The organism is Exiguobacterium sp. s193, from assembly GCF_018618755.1.
GTDB lineage: Bacteria > Bacillota > Bacilli > Exiguobacteriales > Exiguobacteriaceae > Exiguobacterium_A.
Genome location: NZ_JACSMR010000018.1, coordinates 1 through 15,699, shown reverse-complemented (window position 1 = coordinate 15,699; position 15,699 = coordinate 1). Strand labels below are relative to the sequence as shown.

19 protein-coding genes and 1 rRNA gene are annotated in these 15,699 nt (G+C 47.4%); 1 reads left to right on the top strand and 19 read right to left on the bottom strand.

Annotation, left to right across the window (positions count from 1 at the left end):
* Positions 1 to 151: 151 nt before the first annotated feature.
* From spoVG to metG, 9 genes are all read right to left on the bottom strand, one after another.
* Positions 152 to 463, bottom strand: a complete 312-nt coding sequence (gene spoVG / locus KNQ04_RS15130; RefSeq protein WP_214851747.1) for a septation regulator SpoVG — start codon at positions 461 to 463, stop codon at positions 152 to 154.
* A gap of 162 nt (positions 464 to 625) precedes the next feature.
* Positions 626 to 1,465: a pur operon repressor gene (gene purR, locus KNQ04_RS15125; protein ID WP_214851745.1), complete on the bottom strand. Its 840-nt coding sequence runs from the start codon at positions 1,463 to 1,465 to the stop codon at positions 626 to 628.
* Between the two features lie 69 nt (positions 1,466 to 1,534).
* Positions 1,535 to 2,395, bottom strand: coding sequence for a 4-(cytidine 5'-diphospho)-2-C-methyl-D-erythritol kinase (gene ispE, locus KNQ04_RS15120; protein ID WP_214851743.1), 861 nt, complete (start codon positions 2,393 to 2,395; stop codon positions 1,535 to 1,537).
* A 96-nt stretch (positions 2,396 to 2,491) separates the two neighbouring features.
* Positions 2,492 to 2,731 carry a Veg family protein gene (locus KNQ04_RS15115; protein WP_012368950.1) on the bottom strand — a complete coding sequence of 80 codons (240 nt, stop codon included), beginning with the start codon at positions 2,729 to 2,731 and terminating at the stop codon, positions 2,492 to 2,494.
* Positions 2,732 to 2,815: 84 nt separating this feature from the next.
* Positions 2,816 to 3,694 (bottom strand): 16S rRNA (adenine(1518)-N(6)/adenine(1519)-N(6))-dimethyltransferase RsmA, encoded by an 879-nt coding sequence (gene rsmA, locus KNQ04_RS15110; RefSeq protein WP_214851741.1) that lies wholly within the window; start codon positions 3,692 to 3,694, stop codon positions 2,816 to 2,818.
* A complete protein-coding gene (gene rnmV / locus KNQ04_RS15105; protein ID WP_214851739.1) occupies positions 3,691 to 4,248 on the bottom strand; it encodes a ribonuclease M5 in 558 nt (185 codons plus the stop codon). The genes rsmA and rnmV overlap by 4 nt, the downstream gene beginning before the upstream one ends.
* A 69-nt stretch (positions 4,249 to 4,317) precedes the next feature.
* Complete coding sequence (locus tag KNQ04_RS15795) at positions 4,318 to 5,598, bottom strand: 3D domain-containing protein (protein WP_214851738.1); 1,281 nt, start codon at positions 5,596 to 5,598, stop codon at positions 4,318 to 4,320.
* On the bottom strand, positions 5,595 to 6,362 hold the full coding sequence (locus tag KNQ04_RS15095; protein WP_214851737.1) for a TatD family hydrolase: 768 nt from the start codon (positions 6,360 to 6,362) through the stop codon (positions 5,595 to 5,597). Before KNQ04_RS15095 ends, KNQ04_RS15795 begins: the two co-directional genes overlap by 4 nt.
* 58 nt (positions 6,363 to 6,420) lie before the next feature.
* The gene (metG, locus tag KNQ04_RS15090; RefSeq protein ID WP_214851736.1) at positions 6,421 to 8,373 is read right to left on the bottom strand and encodes a methionine--tRNA ligase; all 1,953 of its coding nucleotides are present in this window, start codon (positions 8,371 to 8,373) and stop codon (positions 6,421 to 6,423) included.
* A 340-nt stretch (positions 8,374 to 8,713) separates the two neighbouring features.
* On the opposite strand from metG, the gene KNQ04_RS15085 reads away from it, so the two are divergent.
* Entirely contained in the window at positions 8,714 to 9,010 is a 297-nt protein-coding gene (locus KNQ04_RS15085; protein WP_012368944.1) for a transition state genes transcriptional regulator AbrB, read from the top strand.
* Positions 9,011 to 9,051: 41 nt separating this feature from the next.
* Here the strand turns inward: KNQ04_RS15085 and rsmI are convergent, their stop codons facing one another.
* From rsmI to rrf, 10 genes are all read right to left on the bottom strand, one after another.
* The gene (gene rsmI, locus KNQ04_RS15080) at positions 9,052 to 9,909 is read right to left on the bottom strand and encodes a 16S rRNA (cytidine(1402)-2'-O)-methyltransferase (protein ID WP_214851735.1); all 858 of its coding nucleotides are present in this window, start codon (positions 9,907 to 9,909) and stop codon (positions 9,052 to 9,054) included.
* Positions 9,906 to 10,160: a GIY-YIG nuclease family protein gene (locus tag KNQ04_RS15075; RefSeq protein WP_214851734.1), complete on the bottom strand. Its 255-nt coding sequence runs from the start codon at positions 10,158 to 10,160 to the stop codon at positions 9,906 to 9,908. Before KNQ04_RS15075 ends, rsmI begins: the two co-directional genes overlap by 4 nt.
* Positions 10,153 to 10,890, bottom strand: coding sequence for a tRNA1(Val) (adenine(37)-N6)-methyltransferase (locus KNQ04_RS15070; RefSeq protein ID WP_214851733.1), 738 nt, complete (start codon positions 10,888 to 10,890; stop codon positions 10,153 to 10,155). Before KNQ04_RS15070 ends, KNQ04_RS15075 begins: the two co-directional genes overlap by 8 nt.
* 50 nt (positions 10,891 to 10,940) lie before the next feature.
* Positions 10,941 to 11,303 (bottom strand): DNA replication initiation control protein YabA, encoded by a 363-nt coding sequence (yabA, locus tag KNQ04_RS15065; RefSeq protein ID WP_029332197.1) that lies wholly within the window; start codon positions 11,301 to 11,303, stop codon positions 10,941 to 10,943.
* Positions 11,300 to 12,130: a PSP1 domain-containing protein gene (locus KNQ04_RS15060; RefSeq protein WP_029332196.1), complete on the bottom strand. Its 831-nt coding sequence runs from the start codon at positions 12,128 to 12,130 to the stop codon at positions 11,300 to 11,302. Before KNQ04_RS15060 ends, yabA begins: the two co-directional genes overlap by 4 nt.
* A gap of 6 nt (positions 12,131 to 12,136) precedes the next feature.
* A complete protein-coding gene (locus KNQ04_RS15055; RefSeq protein ID WP_214851731.1) occupies positions 12,137 to 13,129 on the bottom strand; it encodes a DNA polymerase III subunit delta' in 993 nt (330 codons plus the stop codon).
* Positions 13,129 to 13,458 (bottom strand): cyclic-di-AMP receptor, encoded by a 330-nt coding sequence (locus tag KNQ04_RS15050; RefSeq protein WP_029332194.1) that lies wholly within the window; start codon positions 13,456 to 13,458, stop codon positions 13,129 to 13,131. Before KNQ04_RS15050 ends, KNQ04_RS15055 begins: the two co-directional genes overlap by 1 nt.
* Positions 13,455 to 14,093, bottom strand: coding sequence for a dTMP kinase (gene tmk, locus KNQ04_RS15045; protein WP_214851729.1), 639 nt, complete (start codon positions 14,091 to 14,093; stop codon positions 13,455 to 13,457). The genes KNQ04_RS15050 and tmk overlap by 4 nt, the downstream gene beginning before the upstream one ends.
* A complete protein-coding gene (locus KNQ04_RS15040; protein WP_353049737.1) occupies positions 14,090 to 15,511 on the bottom strand; it encodes an aminotransferase class I/II-fold pyridoxal phosphate-dependent enzyme in 1,422 nt (473 codons plus the stop codon). Before KNQ04_RS15040 ends, tmk begins: the two co-directional genes overlap by 4 nt.
* 68 nt (positions 15,512 to 15,579) lie before the next feature.
* A 5S ribosomal RNA gene (gene rrf, locus KNQ04_RS15035) occupies positions 15,580 to 15,695 on the bottom strand.
* Between the last annotated feature and the right edge of the window lie 4 nt (positions 15,696 to 15,699).

Here is a 15,699-nt window from a genome sequence, read left to right as displayed (position 1 = left end):
ACGTAAATTAGTGTTGATTTCGTTCAGAAATAGTACACTCGTACCAACTATAACGAAAATGAGGTCACTATTCAATCACAGTACCAAGTCAAATTGATGAAAAATCCACAAAAAAATCGGTCCACCGTAATACGGCAACCGATCTTTTCTATTAAGGACGATCCGTCAGTTCGACTGTCGTCATCTCTAGATCATTCACTTCTTCATTTTCTTCACGCAACGCATATGCTTCTAATACTGAATCTTCGACCTTTTTTCGCATTAATGCATTGATTGGATGAGCGACATCACGAAAGATGCCTTCTTGCGTCCGTTTACTCGGCATCGCGACGAAGAGACCACTGTTCCCTTCAATCACACGTAAGTCGTGTACTACGAATTCGTGGTCGAGCGTAATCGAGGCGAGTGCTTTCATACGCCCTTCTGCTACGACACGGCGAATTTTAACGTCCGTAACGTTCATTTTGTCCGCACCCCTTTTAGTAACCGATGTCACAACTCTTCGTTGTCTACTTCTACTTACGGTTCAAAACAAATAAAGGTTTAGCTTTTTCCAATCTTTTTAGGCATAATTTCCAAAAGTTTGATAATTACAGTATAGTTACAAAAAAATCACGTGTCAAATTCAAATATTCCCATCACTTGTGAAATAATGGTCGACGTTTCCGCGCTTCACTTGAATCTGTCCGAGATCGACATCGACGTCGGCGAGTTTCATTAAGCTGACATATTCGCTGACCATTTTTTTCTCTGCACCTTCTGCTTCGATTAAGACCCCGACACCTGCTACTTTCGCTTCGAATTCGCTGAGCAGACTCATCATCCCACGAATCGTTCCGCCTGCTTTCATGAAATCATCAATCAGCAAGACATTCGCCCCACGTGGCAGACTACGTCGCGCAAGCGCCATCGTCCGGATCGCTTTGGACGAGCCCGACACGTAGTTGATGCTGACAGTCGAACCTTCCGTGACGCGGCTATCCGAGCGTACAATCACGAATGGTACACCGAGTTGTTCTGCGACGGCGTAGGCAAGTGGAATCCCTTTTGTTGCGATCGTCATGACGACATCGACTTTTTTCTGGCTGAAGACGGACGCAAAAACTTGTCCCATCTGCTTGACCATTCGTGGATCCCCGAGTAAATCCGTCAGGTACAAATAGCCACCCGGCAACAAACGATCCGGTCGCGCGACACGCTCACATAAATCATCGATGAACGGCAACGCTTTTTCACTGCTCCACGTCGGGATGAACATGACGCCTCCAGCTGCCCCGGGAACGGTGACGAGTCGTCCTGTTCCTTCATGCTCCAACATTTCACTCACGATATCTAAATCTTCACTGATCGAAGATTTCGCAGACTTATAACGTTCCGCGAAAATCGTCAATGAGATCAGATGATGCGGATGATCGAGTAGATAACGTGTCATATCGACTAACCGACCACTTCTCCGAATTTTCATCTAATTTGTTCCACCTCTCCGTAATTCCGAATATTCACTAGTGAATATATCATTTTCATACGGATATTATCAATGGTTTTCGCCTAAAAGACGAACGACGTAGACTTCGTTACAAAAACCTCTTAAGCCATTATAAAGACGTTGGGCGCGGTTCTCATGTTCCGTTAAAGCGAAAACCGTTGGACCGCTTCCGCTCATCAAAACACCTTCTGCCCCACAGCTTGTCATGAAGTCCTTGATTTGCTCGACTTCCGGGTGCATCGGTAGCGTAACGGATTCAAGGACGTTCCCGAGCGACTGGCAAATGGCCGTGAAGTCTTGCGCTTTGACAGCCGCAATCATCGCCTCGACATCCGGTCGTTTCGCCGTCGTTAAATCAAGTGCGCCGTAAACATCTGCCGTCGAAACGCCAATCGTCGGTTTCGCGAGCACGACCCAGCATGGAGGGGGTGCCATCAATTTTTCGAGCTTTTCACCACGACCTGTCGCGATCGCCGTCCCACCCATGACACAAAACGGGACGTCTGAACCGACTTCTGCACCGATTTCTGCGAGCTGTTCGAGCGTCAATCCAAGTTTCCATAAATCATTTAAGCCACGCAGCGTCGCTGCCGCGTCACTCGATCCGCCGGCAAGACCTGCTGCGACTGGAATTTGTTTCTCAAGATAAATCTCTACCCCAGCTTGAATATCGAATTTTTTCTTCAAGACCGCTGCCGCTTTGTAAGCCAAGTTCCGCTCGTCGTTCGGGACGTAAGCATGTTGGGCATTCATCCGAATCTCGCCGGACGGAAGTTCCGTCAACTCTAAGCGATCCGCTAAATCTACTGTCGTCATCACCATATGTACATCATGGTAACCATCTGTCCGCTTCGCCGTTGCATCCAACACTAAATTGATTTTCGCTGGTGCTTTTACAATAATCGTCATCGTGCCGTTCCTCCTCTAGTACGTATCCTGTACGAATTGTATCAACCTTTCCACAAAAAAAGAAGCGAACATTTCTGTTCGCTTCGGAAGGTAAGTTTACGAATTCGCAAATTCGATTTGTACGGAGTCGGTTAACACGTCAGCGTAGCTATAAGAAACTCGCTCGACATTGTGGCGCTCTGCGTCTAGCTTGACTACAAACACCGAAGGATACGTCTCAACGAGCGTTCCGATTCGGGTTACGACCTTTTTACGACCGCCGCTTGCTTTTAGCGTCAGTCTTTCACCAACATGTGTTTCGAAAACATGTCTGATTTCGTTCAACGTCTTTGGCATACGCTTCACCTCACTAATATTTATTATAGCATATTAATTAAATATTAGAAAGGGGCAATATTATATCTTTTCTTTTCGCTACCGTCAACGTTTTTTAATCGGCAAAAGTGCGTCCGCAAGCTGTGCAAATTCCTGCAAGCTGAGCGTCTCCCCACGGCGTCGTGGGTCGATTCCTGCTTCATGCAAGGCGGCTTCGACTGCTTCTTTTTCGGATTTTCCGAAGTGGCTCGATAAATTGTTTAAGATCGTTTTCCGGCGCTGGGCGAAACTTGCACGCGTCACTTCAAAGAATAATTTTTCATCTTTTGTTTTGACGGCTGGTTCTTTTCGGATGTTCAAGCGAATGACAGCCGAGTCGACGTTTGGCGCCGGAATGAAGACTTGTTTCGGAACCGTGAAGCAAACTTCCGCTTCGGCATAGTATTGAATCGCGATTGATAACGAGCCGTAAGCTTTTGTTCCAGGCTTCGCACCAATTCGTTCCGCAACTTCCTTTTGGATCATCATGACAAGCGTCCGAAACGGTGCTTTCGCTTCGAGAATCCGCATGATGATCGGTGTCGTGACGTAGTAAGGTAAGTTTGCGACGACTGCAAGATCAGTAATTCCCGCTTGTGTAAACTCTTCGTCGACGATCGTCTCGAGATCCAGTTCGAGTGCGTCGCCATGAATCACCTTGACGTGGGGATACGGAGAGAGTGAGTCTTCTAAAATCGGTAACAGGCGTTGATCAATTTCGAGTGCGACGACTTTTTTCGCTTGTTTCGCCGATTGCTCCGTCAAGGAACCGATGCCCGGTCCGATTTCAAGCACCCCACTGTCTTTTGTCAACGACGCCGCGCCGACGATGTTGCCTAATACATTTAAATCAATCAAAAAGTTTTGTCCTAAGGACTTCTTAAATGAAAACCCGTGTCGCGCAAGGATTTCCTTCGTCCGGTGTAGTGTTGCGATGTCTTTCAATCTTGTTCCTCCTCTAACTGTCTCAGTGCGGCGTCCCATTCCTCTTTTGTAATCCGAATCGAGGCGACGCGTTTGACGAGTTGTTTTGCATTCGGTTCACCTAACGCGAGCAATTGTCCAAGTCGACGTCTGCGTGCCGACGCTGACGGACCACCGATCAAGTCTGCCGCGAGGATCATGTCGCGCGTCACTTCGGCGACATGGACTTCTTCTGTCTCATAGACGGCTGCAAGTGCCCGTTCAATCGCTTGCGGTGAAGCATGTTCTACACCGATTTTACCGCGTTTATCTTTCGCGTCCGCCCGTGGCAAGTAAGCTTGTTTACACCCTGGGACACGTTCATTGATTCGTGCGCGAATCCGGTCGCCTGGAAAATCCGGATCCGTGAAAACGATGACCCCTCGGCGTTCGAGTGCTTTTTCAATTCGCTGTAATGTTTGTTCGTTAACGGCAGAACCGTTCGTTTCAATGGTATCGACATCAAATACTTCCTGTAAGCGTGTCGTATCGTCACGTCCTTCGACGACGATGACTTCTTTTAAACGTTTGCGCATCAGTTCTTCTCCACCTTCTTCAGACACTTCCGTAATTGTACCTGTTTCCACGAAAAAAACAAGGAAGCGTCAACTACCCGCTTCCGTGCCTGATTCGTTCGGGATGACCCAAAGCTTGACCGTCTTCCGTCCGAACGTCTTCGCCGTCTGTTCATCCCCGACGAGTACATCGATTTTATTGCCTTTGATCGCGCCACCCGTGTCGAGTGCGACCGCAAGTCCGACACCTTCGACGTAGACCTTCGTCCCGAGCGGAATCACTTTCGGGTCGACCGCGACGATCGGTAACCCTTGATAGGTGATCGTATCCGTGACGTCGTATCCTGTCGCCGTCAATGCACGTCCATCATACAATTGACTGCCGTTTGACGCCGGATCATTCGTATAGGCCGTCGCTTCCACCGTCAAGGTTTTGGCGTTCTTAAAGTCGAGGTCGGCGGTCACCTCTGGCGTCACCGTCAGCGGTACCGTCGCTTGTTCTTCATTGAACACCGGTGTCACCGGATCGGTTCGTTCAATCGGCTTCGTCCCGACCTTGACGACCTGTTTGACCGGTTCACTCGTCACTTCGTCCGCCAGTAACTTTTTCTCTTTGCTTTGTCCGTCGGCGAGCGTCAGCTGATATTTTTTCGTCCGGACACCGGGACGTCCTGTCGTCGTCACGAGTTCCTGTCCTTTTGGCAACGTCGGATCTTCCACCTGTTCGACATCGAATGGTAAGAGCTGTTCCTGCGTCAACGTCGCCCGTCGTGTCGTATTGACAGTGACGAGGCTGTTTTCCGATACAACGGTATCAAGACTGGGTGCGACCTTGTCCGATGCTTGTAACGTGACCCCTTGTTTCGCTAACAGCTCCCGGACCGTCGTCTGGTACGTATAAACTTGTTTTGCTTGTCCTCCGATGATGACATCGACCGGGAATGCTTCACGGAACCGGACCGTCATGCCCGTCGTCAAAACTGCGTTAATGGAAGGATATACATCATCGCTATCCGCCTGAGTGATACCTTGTTCCTTTAAGAGGTCTGTGACGAGACGTGCCTGCGTCCGGACCGTCTGCGCTTGACCATATCCGACAATCAGCGTGATTTCTTTCGCCCGTTGCATGACGATTAACCCATCGTCCGGTAAATCAGCGCTGAGCGCCGGTTCGATGGTATCTTCCTCCTGGACGTCGATTCCGTTTTCGCGTAAGACACCATAGACGGATGTTTCCGTTGTCTCGACCTGTTGCTCTTGTCCATCAATCATCAAGGTGACGTCGCGCGGATGGTCCATCGCAAAATAAATCAGACTTGCGAGAACCAGCAACGCACACCCCGTCACGATATAAGAAAACGAACGCATCATGGGAGACGGAAGACTCGTTTCGCATTTTCTGTCGTCGCTTGTTCGATATCGGCATACATCATACCACGTAGTTGAGCGATTTCTTCCGCCACGAACCGGACATACGCCGGCTCATTACGTTTGCCGCGGTATGGTGTCGGCGTCAGGTAGGGACAATCCGTCTCGACGAGTAACCGATCAAGCGGGACTTCTTGAGCGACACGTTTTGGCATCTTCGCATTTTTGAACGTTACCGGTCCACCGAGCGAAATATAAAAGTTCATCGCGAGGCAACGGGGTAACAGTTCAGCACTCATGCTGTAGCTATGGAGAATCCCACCGACTTCTTTCGCATCTTCTTCTTCGAGAATACGTAACGTATCTTCCGTTGCTTCCCGGTTGTGGATGACGATTGGCTTATTCTTTTTCTTCGCGAGTTGAATTTGTTTACGGAACGCCGCTTCTTGGACATCTTTTGGTGACGTATCCCAGTGATAATCCAGACCGATTTCACCGAGGGCGACGACTTTCTCATGGTCCATCAACCGTTCGACTTTCGCGTACGCCTCCTCATCAAAATCAATTGAATCGACGGGATGCCAACCGATGACGGCATACAGGTCGTCATACTGTTCGACGAGTTCCATCGCCCGGTCGATCGTCTTATGATCGAATCCGACGACGATCATCGGTGAAACCCCGTTCGCCCGTGCGCGTTCAATCGTTTCTTCGACGTCTCCGTCGAACTGATCCGAATTTAAATGTGTGTGTGTATCGATTAACAATATCCTCGACTCCTTTTTCAAAAAAATGCCTGTGACGTGAAGTCCACAGGCATCCGAATTATTTTACACTGGCACCGTTCGCCATCGTTGACGGGACGGTCGCTAGTTCAAGTTTACCTGATTTTTCAGCCGCAAGCACCATGCCTTGCGATAATTCGCCACGGAGTGTGACCGGCTTCAAGTTCGCGACGACGATGACTTTACGACCAACTAGGTCTTCTGGCTCGTACCATTCAGCGATTCCTGAAACGATCTGGCGTGTTTCTTTCCCCATGTCGACCGTTAACTTTAATAGTTTTTTTGCTTTTTTGATTTTTTCTGCCGTGACGACTTCGCCGACACGTAGCTCAATTTGATCAAAGACATCAATCGTCGTTTCTGGACGAACATCTTCATCCGCTTCTTCGACTTCTTCTTCCTCAACTCGGGCAGCCGATGCTTGTTGCATCATTTCGACGATCGCTTCGACTTCTTCTTTCATGTCGCGGCGCGGGAAAATCGGTTCAGCGGTACCGACTTTTGATCCTTCTTCAATCGACGCGAACTGCGCGAGTGCTTCCCAGTTCATCGGCTGACCAGCAAGACCAAGCTGACGGAACATCTCGGTCGGCGATTGTGTCATGAACGGTTGCAACATGATCGCAACGTGACGAAGCGTTCCGACGAGGTGGACCATGACAGAACCGAGTTCATCCGTCTTCGTTTCGTCTTTCGCGAGTACCCACGGTTGTGTCTCGTCGATGTACTTATTCGCGCGACTGATCAATTGCCAGACGTGTGATAAAGCAACCGAGAACTCCATATGTTCCATCGAAGCTTCGACCTTCTCAACTGTTTCCTTCGCGAGCGTCGACAATGTCGCATCGAACGGCGTGACATTCCCTGCATAGGTCGGGATGACACCATCAAAGTATTTCGTGACCATCGCGATCGTCCGGTTGAGTAAGTTCCCAAGGTCATTCGCGAGATCAAAGTTCATCCGCTCAACGAACGCTTCCGGTGTAAACATACCGTCTGAACCGAATGGGACTTCGCGTAAGAGGTAATAACGAAGGGCATCGAGACCGTAACGATCAATCATCGGAATCGGATCGACGACGTTCCCTTTTGATTTCGACATCTTCCCGTCTTTCATCAACAACCAACCGTGCGCGAAAACTTGCTTCGGCAGTGGAAGGTCGAGTGCCATCAAGAGTGCCGGCCAAACGATCGTATGGAAACGAACGATTTCTTTTCCGACGAGATGAACGTCTGCTGGCCAGTACTTGTCGAAGTTCCCTTGATCATCTGTTCCGTAACCGAGTGACGAGATATAGTTCGTCAAGGCATCCACCCAAACGTACACGACGTGTTTCGGATTCGATGGGACTTTGACACCCCAGTCAAATGTCGTCCGTGAGACGGCGAGATCTTGGAGACCCGGTTTAATGAAGTTATTAATCATTTCATTCTTCCGCGATTCCGGTAAGATGAATGATGGATTCGCCTCAAAATATTCAAGCAAGCGATCCGCATATTGGCTGATTCGGAAGAAATAACACTCTTCGCGGACGAGTTCGACGGGATGTCCGCTGTCAGGGCTCTTTCCATCCACTAACTGTGATTCCGTGTAGTACGTTTCATCGGGAATCGAATACCAGCCTTCGTATTCACCAAGATAGATATCACCTTTTTCAAGTAACGTCTCAAAAATTTGCTCGACGACTTTTTTATGGCGTGGTTCCGTCGTCCGGATATAATCGTCATACGAGATGTCAAGACGATCCCACAGGACTTTAATTTGCTCGACGACACCGTCAACGAATTCCTGTTCTGACACACCTGCTTCAGCTGCTTTTTCTTGAATTTTTTGTCCGTGTTCATCCGTTCCTGTTAAGTAACGCACATCGAACCCTTGCAGACGTTTGTAACGCGCCATCGCGTCTCCCGCGACCGTCGTATACGCATGACCGATATGTAGCTTCGCGCTAGGATAATAAATCGGTGTTGTGATATAAAAAGTTTTTGCCATGTTATTCCTCCGTTCTACTGTTCATTCCATTATTATACGCTGTTCTACCGCCGCTGTCGAAACTCGTTTTTTGTCGAATCGAAACATTTTTTGACATCAGACATCAAATTACAAAAAAACACACTAAATAGTTTGAATTCCTTTAAAAAGGGAAAATCTATTAATAAATCGTTTCAATTATGGCTTTTTTGAGAAATAAATGACATTTTGATTTCAAGCTATTCAGATTGGTTGACTACTTTTGGAAAGTTTAGTATTCTACATTCTATAGAAGTGATGTCGAATTTTGACGATTTTCCAAAAAAACAGAGACTTAGACATCCAGAGGAGGAACAACAAAATGAAATCAACAGGTATTGTACGTAAAGTAGACGAGCTCGGCCGGGTAGTAATTCCAATCGAACTTCGCCGCACACTTCAAATCGCAGAGAAAGATGCACTCGAAATCTACGTTGATAACGAGCAAATCATTCTTAAAAAATACAAACCAAACATGACTTGCCAAGTCACAGGTGAAGTATCAGAAGACAACTTCAAATTAGCAGACGGAAAATTAATTCTCTCTCCGGATGGCGCACAACGCGTCCTCGTTGAGTTAAAAGATTTCCTCGATCGTCATTACGCAGGAAACGAATAAGACCAAAAAGGAAGCGCGCCGATTCGGTACGCTTCCTTTTTTCATTTCGATTCGTGATAAGACAGGTATAAGGCTTGTCGGTCAAGTCCCCGTTCCTTCGCGACACGTTTTAACGCTGCATTCGGCTTTTCACCGTCTGCGATATACCGTTCGATTTGGTCGAGTGGATCTGCCTCTTGTACGATTTCGCTCGGACGTTCTTCCGTCGACCCGTCGACGATGACGACAAATTCGCCGCGGACATCTTCTGCTGCCCAGTCCAGTGCTTCCGTCACCGAACCACGAATGTATTCTTCATAGCGCTTCGTCAACTCACGGGCAAGCGTGATTTGGCGATCCCCGAGTATTTCGAGGAGACCTGTCAACATTTCCTTTAACCGGTGTGGTGCTTCATAAAAAATCAATGTCCCTTGCTCATAACGTAACGTCTCAAGTGCTTCACGCCGCTCTTTTTTCTTGCGTGGTAAAAAGCCGTAGTATAAAAAACGTTCCGTCGGTAGACCGGACGCGACGAGTGCCGTCAATGCCGCATTTGCTCCAGGTAAGACGATGACCGGGATATCTGCTGCAATCGCGAGTCGGATTAAATCGCTCCCCGGGTCAGAAATTCCCGGCATTCCGGCATCCGAGACGAGTGCAACTTGTTTTCCCGCTACTAAGTCACCGAGTAACCTTTCGCCACTGACTTGTTTATTGTGTTCATGATAACTGACAAGTTTCGTATCGATTTCAAAATGGTTGAATAATTTCATCGTCTGGCGTGTATCTTCCGCTGCGACGATATCCGATTCACGTAATAACCGAACGGCTCGATACGTCATGTCTTCTAAATTTCCGATTGGCGTCGGTACGATATATAAGCCATTCGTTTGATCCTTAAAACTGCTGGTCGCCTTCATGACGTCCCTCCTTGAATAAGCTGTTCTTTTTTCGCACGCGTCAATTGTTTGATGGCATACTCGCGTTTCAGTGCCTCCGACTTCGTTTCAAACGTCTCTGTGTACGCAAGGACGACCGGTAGCCGTGCCCGCGTGTACTTGGCACCCTGCCCTGTGTTGTGTGTCGCAACACGCTTCTCGACATCGACGGCGTATCCCGTATACAGACTGCCGTCGCGGCAACGTACGATATAAATTGCATGCTTAGACATTCAGATGTTCCCGCATTTGTGCTGTATACGTATCGTCTTGCTCGTAGACGATGAACGGGGGCAATACTTTCAAGCCTGGTTTCGCATCCTTGATACCTTCGATCAACAGCATGTTGGCTTCTTTTCCCGTCTTCGGATAAATCAATTGCATCCGCTTCGGTTCGATGCGGTACTGACGCATCAACGTCACGATATCGAGTAAACGTTCAGGACGATGGACGAACGCCGTTTTCCCGCCTTGTTTAAGTAAATCGGCTGCTGAACGAATACAATCTTCGAGTGTGCATAAGACTTCATGTCGGGCAATCGTATAATGTTCACTCTCATTTCGATTCGATGATTCATTCGCTAAAAAATATGGCGGGTTGCAGGTCACGACATCATACGTACCGTAGCCAAGTTGTTTTCCTGCCGTTTTGACATCCCCTTCAATCATTTGGAGTTGCTCTTCCTTTTCGTTTAACGTAATACTCCGACGTGCCATCTCGACGAGGCGTGGTTGAATTTCAAGACCGGTGATCGTTCCACTCGTCCGGTAGGATAAAAAGAGCGGAATCGCGCCATTCCCGGCACACAAATCGACTAACTTGCCTTGGCGGATCGGGACCCAGACGAATTGAGCGAGTAAGGCCGCATCAAGCGAGTAGGAAAAAACGGTTGGACTTTGGATGATGCGCCCGTCTCTTCCGAGGAGATGATCGAGTCGTTCATCGGGTAATAATTCAAGCATATGATGTCTTCCTTTCTGAAAAAAAGACTGACTCCTAGGAAGTCAGCCTCTCAATGTTTCGTTAACATGGACAAGCAGAACAGGCAGTCCCCGTCTTTGCGGACTTGACCATAGTGCAAGTTACAAATGTGGAATCCTTCTTGATAGAGGCGCCCGAGGTTATCGTATCCGGCACCTACTAACGCTTCGGCTTCCGCTTCTTCTGTAATCGGTTGTTGTTCATCTCGCTCCACCTTCTCACGCAGGTGATGATTTTCGAGGTAGAGGTGTTGATTTTCCTCCATCATGTAAGCAAGCTGATCTTTTAATACGCTCAGATGCTCAGTCAGCAAATGAATCTGTTGCTCGATCGCATCGACACGCGTAATGATTTCTTTTTTATCGACTCTCTCCACGCGTATGCACCCCGTCATTCTTTTGGTCGTTTTTGTTTTACGGCACCGACGGATAATAATTCTTCCATCGAGTAAGTCAGAACGCGGGAACGGTCTTTCAGTTCAATTTGAACTACTTGATCGAGGATGTTTAATCCGACGACACGACCTTCGCCTTCTGGTACAGTCAGACGTTTTCCGTAATCGGGTAGATCACGTCGCATTTCTTCATACGTATCGTTCTCGTATTTCAAACAGCACATTAAACGACCACAAACACCGGAAATCTTCGTTGGGTTCAGTGATAAGTTTTGATCTTTCGCCATCTTGATTGAGACCGGCTCGAATTCACCCAAGAAGGATGAACAACAGAGAACACGACCACAAGGACCGATTCCACCGAGCAATTTCGCTTCATCACGAACTCCGATTTGGCGCAACTCAATCCGTGTCCGGAAGACTGCAGCTAAATCTTTGACGAGTTCCCGGAAGTCGACGCGACCTTCCGCTGTGAAGTAAAAGATGACTTTATTACGATCAAACGTATATTCGACGTCAACGAGTTTCATATCGAGCTTATGTTCGCGAATCTTTTCAACACACACGGCATGTGCATCAAGTGCTGCTACTTTATTTTCACGGACGATCATCGCGTCTTTATCATCCGCGATCCGAAGAATCGATTTTAATGGTAAGACCACATCTTCCTCGTCCATTTGTTTATCAGCGATTACCACTTCGCCATATTCAATGCCCCGTACTGTCTCCACGATGACGGCTTGTCCTCGTGATAATGACTCTTGTCCAGGTGCAAAATAATAAATTTTGCCCGCTTCTTTAAAGCGAACGCCTACTACTTCTAGCATATCGCTCTACCCTTTCTGTAAGTCAAACATGAGACGCTCAACTGTTAATTGAGGATTAACATTCGCTTCGACCCGTTTGACGGCTGCAAGTACTGCCTGCAACCAGCGGGTGATCGTCGCCTGACTCTTTCCACCCATCTGCTCAAGTAATGGTCGGCTATTCGTGTACGTGATGATCTCCCATGATGGATTCAACTTCAGATGCAAGGCATCTTCGAAGAAACACGTCACAAGCTCTAGACCAATCCGGACGTCTTGCCGATTCTTAAACTGACCAATCCATTTCTCTTGAACGAATAGAGGCAAGTCTGCCGGACGATTCGCTAATTCCTCCATCAATTGTAACACTGACGCTCGCGCATTTACAAACCAGTCTTCAAGTAAGGCTTGTTCTGCATCATCAATCTTTGAATAAACACGCGCTGCAAGCTGAGTTAGCTCCGGGTCGCGTGACGTTTTTTCCGATAACACTTGTCCAATCATCACACGGTCGGCCGGGCGGAAACTTAGCAGTTGTCCGCGAGAACGAATCGTCGGTAATAACAGTTGTGGCTGATTCGTCAATAAAATCGCCACTTTTCCTTCACCCGGTTCTTCGAAGAACTTCAATAAACTGTTTGCCGCTTGTGGCGTCATCCGGTGTGCCTGGGTCACGACATAGATTTGCCGATCCCCTTCTAAACCGCGAAGTGACAAATCATGCATCAACTGCTGAATTTGTTCTTTTTTGATCGTTGCGCCATCCGGCTCGATCTGATAGTAATCGACAAGGTTGCCACTATCCATCCGTCGACAGCTTCGGCATTCATTACATGGTTCGACCTGATCTTTCTGCTCACAAAATAAACTCTTGGCGAACAATTGAGCCGCCTCCAAAAGAAGCGGCTCATAATCTCCCGTAAAGATATAAGCATGATTGATTCGATTTGTCCGTAAAGAATTTTGAAGAATCGTCGAAATGACGGATTGTGTTTGTTCAAGCTCATGAAATGTCCGCATTAGAACTGATGAAACCCTTCGATTGGCAAGACGAAGACTGTCGCGCCCCCGACCTGGACTTCAACCGGATAAGGAATATACGAGTCGGCATGTCCACCCATCGGTGAGATCGGTGAGACCATCTGATCGCGGCTCGAACAATTTTTCTTGATCAAACGCATCAAATCATCAACACGCTCGCTTTGGACACCAATCATGAAGGTCGTGTTACCTTCTTTTAGAAAACCACCCGTCGTCGCAAGTTTTGTTGCCCGAAAATCATTTTCAACGAGTGCTTCCGCCAAACGTAAGCTGTCTTTATCTTGAACAATCGTAATGACCATTTTCATGATAATCTCTCCCTTTTTTTCAAATAGGCTAACACATCTTCGAGTAATACTGAATGGAGGGCCTCAATCGATTGATTTGCATCAATTAATTGAATCCGTTCCGGTTCTGACGCGGCTAATGATAAAAAACCATGGTAGACCCGTTCTCTGAATCCATCATCCCGTTGCTCAATCCGGTCAAGCGCACCCCGTTCGATCATTCGTCTTTTCGAGTCACTGACCGTCAAGTCAAATAAATACGTCCGGTCCGGTGTGAGACCACCTGTTGCTTGTTCATTGACGTTTCGAATCTGCTCGATCGAATACCCGAGTCCATGACCTTGATATGCAATCGAAGCATCAACGAAACGATCGCATAAAACGACGGTTCCGGCTGTAAGTGACGGACGAATTAATTCATTGACGTGTTGTGCCCGTGACGCAGCATACAACAGAATTTCTGTCATTTCATCCATCTCGCTGAAATCAGGATTCAGGATCAAGGAACGGATTTCATTACCAATGCGTGTCCCACCTGGCTCTCGTGTCATGACGACTTCATAACCCTGTCGTTTTAATCCTTCTGCCATCAATTGAAGCTGTGTCGTTTTCCCTGCACCATCTGGTCCTTCGACTGTAATAAACGTTCCCTTCATTCAACAAACCCTTCCTCTATGACACGCAACGTACCTTCTTGCAAAGACTCTCCACCTTGAAGATGGACGGATGCGGCTATATGATGCTCAATGCTCACTACATGTTCTGTTGTCACACGCTCTCCTCGTAACAAGACTGGAATCCCTGGTGGATACGGAATGACCGTTTCAAGTGAAACCTGCCCAATCGCTTCGCGAAGCGGAAGAATGATGTGTCCCTTCTCCTCTAACTGATTTAACGGACAAGCGAGTGAAGATACTTTTATTTTACCCATAATTGGTTGCTCGATATACCTTTTTGAGGGAATTCCCTTCAATTTCAACTTTACGACCGCATCGTTCACTTGTTTCATCCACTGCTTCCTGACACGTTTCGTCACGACATATAGAGGTAAGATACAGACAACAAATGAACCTAGAGCAAATTCTGCATCTAACTTTTCATTAGCTAACGCATTCAGTAACTGTTCTCCTGAATAACCCTCATACGAAAGAATCAAGCGCGACCAATCATCAAAAACGATTGCGCGCATTCCCTCTAGTTCGTTGAGTTCGTTCCGGAATAGCCGATGACTCGTTTCGATCGCTCTCATTTCATCAACCGTCCATTGTTCCCGATGGTATCGGGCATAATCAAGCGATGCCATAATGAGGTAGGAGGGACTTGATGTTTGAAACGATTGGAGTGCATGCTTCAGTCTTCGACGCTGTGTATCAGTCAGTCGCTCATGAATCCATGCACCCATTGTCAATGCTGGTAACGTTTTGTGTGCAGATTGAACGACTGCTGTCGCACCATATTCAAAGGCCGAACGAATACCAAATGCTTCACCAAAGTGTGCACCATGTGCTTCATCGACTAATAACGGTAATTCATAGTGTCTTGTCAGTGCTACAAGTTCTTCAATAGCGGCTGTTTCTCCGTAATAACTTGGTGAAGTTAAGAATACCGCAACTCCACCTGGATATAATGATAACGCTTCCTGTAATGTTTCACGTGAAACATGACCAGCAATTTGTGTTGCTTCATCATATTCAGGACTTAAAAAAATCGGATTTAACCCCAACCATTCGAGTGCATTAAAGATCGATTTATGTGAATTGCGTTGAACGTAGACGCAATCTCCCCGCCTAGTCACAGCAGCGAGCATTGCCCAGTTCCCACTCGTTGATCCATTTACTAAAAAATGGCTGTCTTCCGAATCGTAGACTTCACGCAACAATCCTTTTGCTTCTAGAATCGCTTCCGTCGGATGATGAAAATCATCTAGTCCAGCTAACTCCGTCTTATCCCACCTAAAAAAATCTGGCAAATCTGCGACGATTTCTCCATTTTTATGACCTGGAACATGCCAGGATGTTGCCTTCCGATTAACGTGTCGCTTAAGTGCTTCAATGATTGGCATCTGATTTTTCACGACGTACACCTCTTGTTTTTAAAATACAAAAGACCGACCTGCGTTATGCAGATCGGTCTTTTTCAATTGCCTGGCAACGTCCTATCCTCACAGGGGGAAGCCCCCAACTACTTTCGGCGTTCAAGTGCTTAACTTCCGTGTTCGGCATGGGAACGGGTGTGACCACTTGGCTATCGTCACCAGACGAC

Bases quoted from the DNA above. Each gene is read 5' to 3' on its own strand.
- spoVG (WP_214851747.1), bottom strand. From the start codon at position 463: ATGAACGTTACGGACGTTAAAATTCGCCGTGTCGTAGCAGAAGGGCGT.
- purR (WP_214851745.1), bottom strand. From the start codon at position 1,465: ATGAAAATTCGGAGAAGTGGTCGGTTAGTCGATATGACACGTTATCTA.
- ispE (WP_214851743.1), bottom strand. From the start codon at position 2,395: ATGACGATTATTGTAAAAGCACCAGCGAAAATCAATTTAGTGTTGGAT.
- KNQ04_RS15115 (WP_012368950.1), bottom strand. From the start codon at position 2,731: ATGCCAAAGACGTTGAACGAAATCAGACATGTTTTCGAAACACATGTT.
- rnmV (WP_214851739.1), bottom strand. From the start codon at position 4,248: ATGCGCAAACGTTTAAAAGAAGTCATCGTCGTCGAAGGACGTGACGAT.
- KNQ04_RS15795 (WP_214851738.1), bottom strand. From the start codon at position 5,598: ATGATGCGTTCGTTTTCTTATATCGTGACGGGGTGTGCGTTGCTGGTT.
- metG (WP_214851736.1), bottom strand. From the start codon at position 8,373: ATGGCAAAAACTTTTTATATCACAACACCGATTTATTATCCTAGCGCG.
- KNQ04_RS15085 (WP_012368944.1), top strand. From the start codon at position 8,714: ATGAAATCAACAGGTATTGTACGTAAAGTAGACGAGCTCGGCCGGGTA.
- rsmI (WP_214851735.1), bottom strand. From the start codon at position 9,909: ATGAAGGCGACCAGCAGTTTTAAGGATCAAACGAATGGCTTATATATC.
- KNQ04_RS15075 (WP_214851734.1), bottom strand. From the start codon at position 10,160: ATGTCTAAGCATGCAATTTATATCGTACGTTGCCGCGACGGCAGTCTG.
- KNQ04_RS15070 (WP_214851733.1), bottom strand. From the start codon at position 10,890: ATGCTTGAATTATTACCCGATGAACGACTCGATCATCTCCTCGGAAGA.
- yabA (WP_029332197.1), bottom strand. From the start codon at position 11,303: ATGACGGGGTGCATACGCGTGGAGAGAGTCGATAAAAAAGAAATCATT.
- KNQ04_RS15060 (WP_029332196.1), bottom strand. From the start codon at position 12,130: ATGCTAGAAGTAGTAGGCGTTCGCTTTAAAGAAGCGGGCAAAATTTAT.
- KNQ04_RS15055 (WP_214851731.1), bottom strand. From the start codon at position 13,129: ATGCGGACATTTCATGAGCTTGAACAAACACAATCCGTCATTTCGACG.
- KNQ04_RS15050 (WP_029332194.1), bottom strand. From the start codon at position 13,458: ATGAAAATGGTCATTACGATTGTTCAAGATAAAGACAGCTTACGTTTG.
- tmk (WP_214851729.1), bottom strand. From the start codon at position 14,093: ATGAAGGGAACGTTTATTACAGTCGAAGGACCAGATGGTGCAGGGAAA.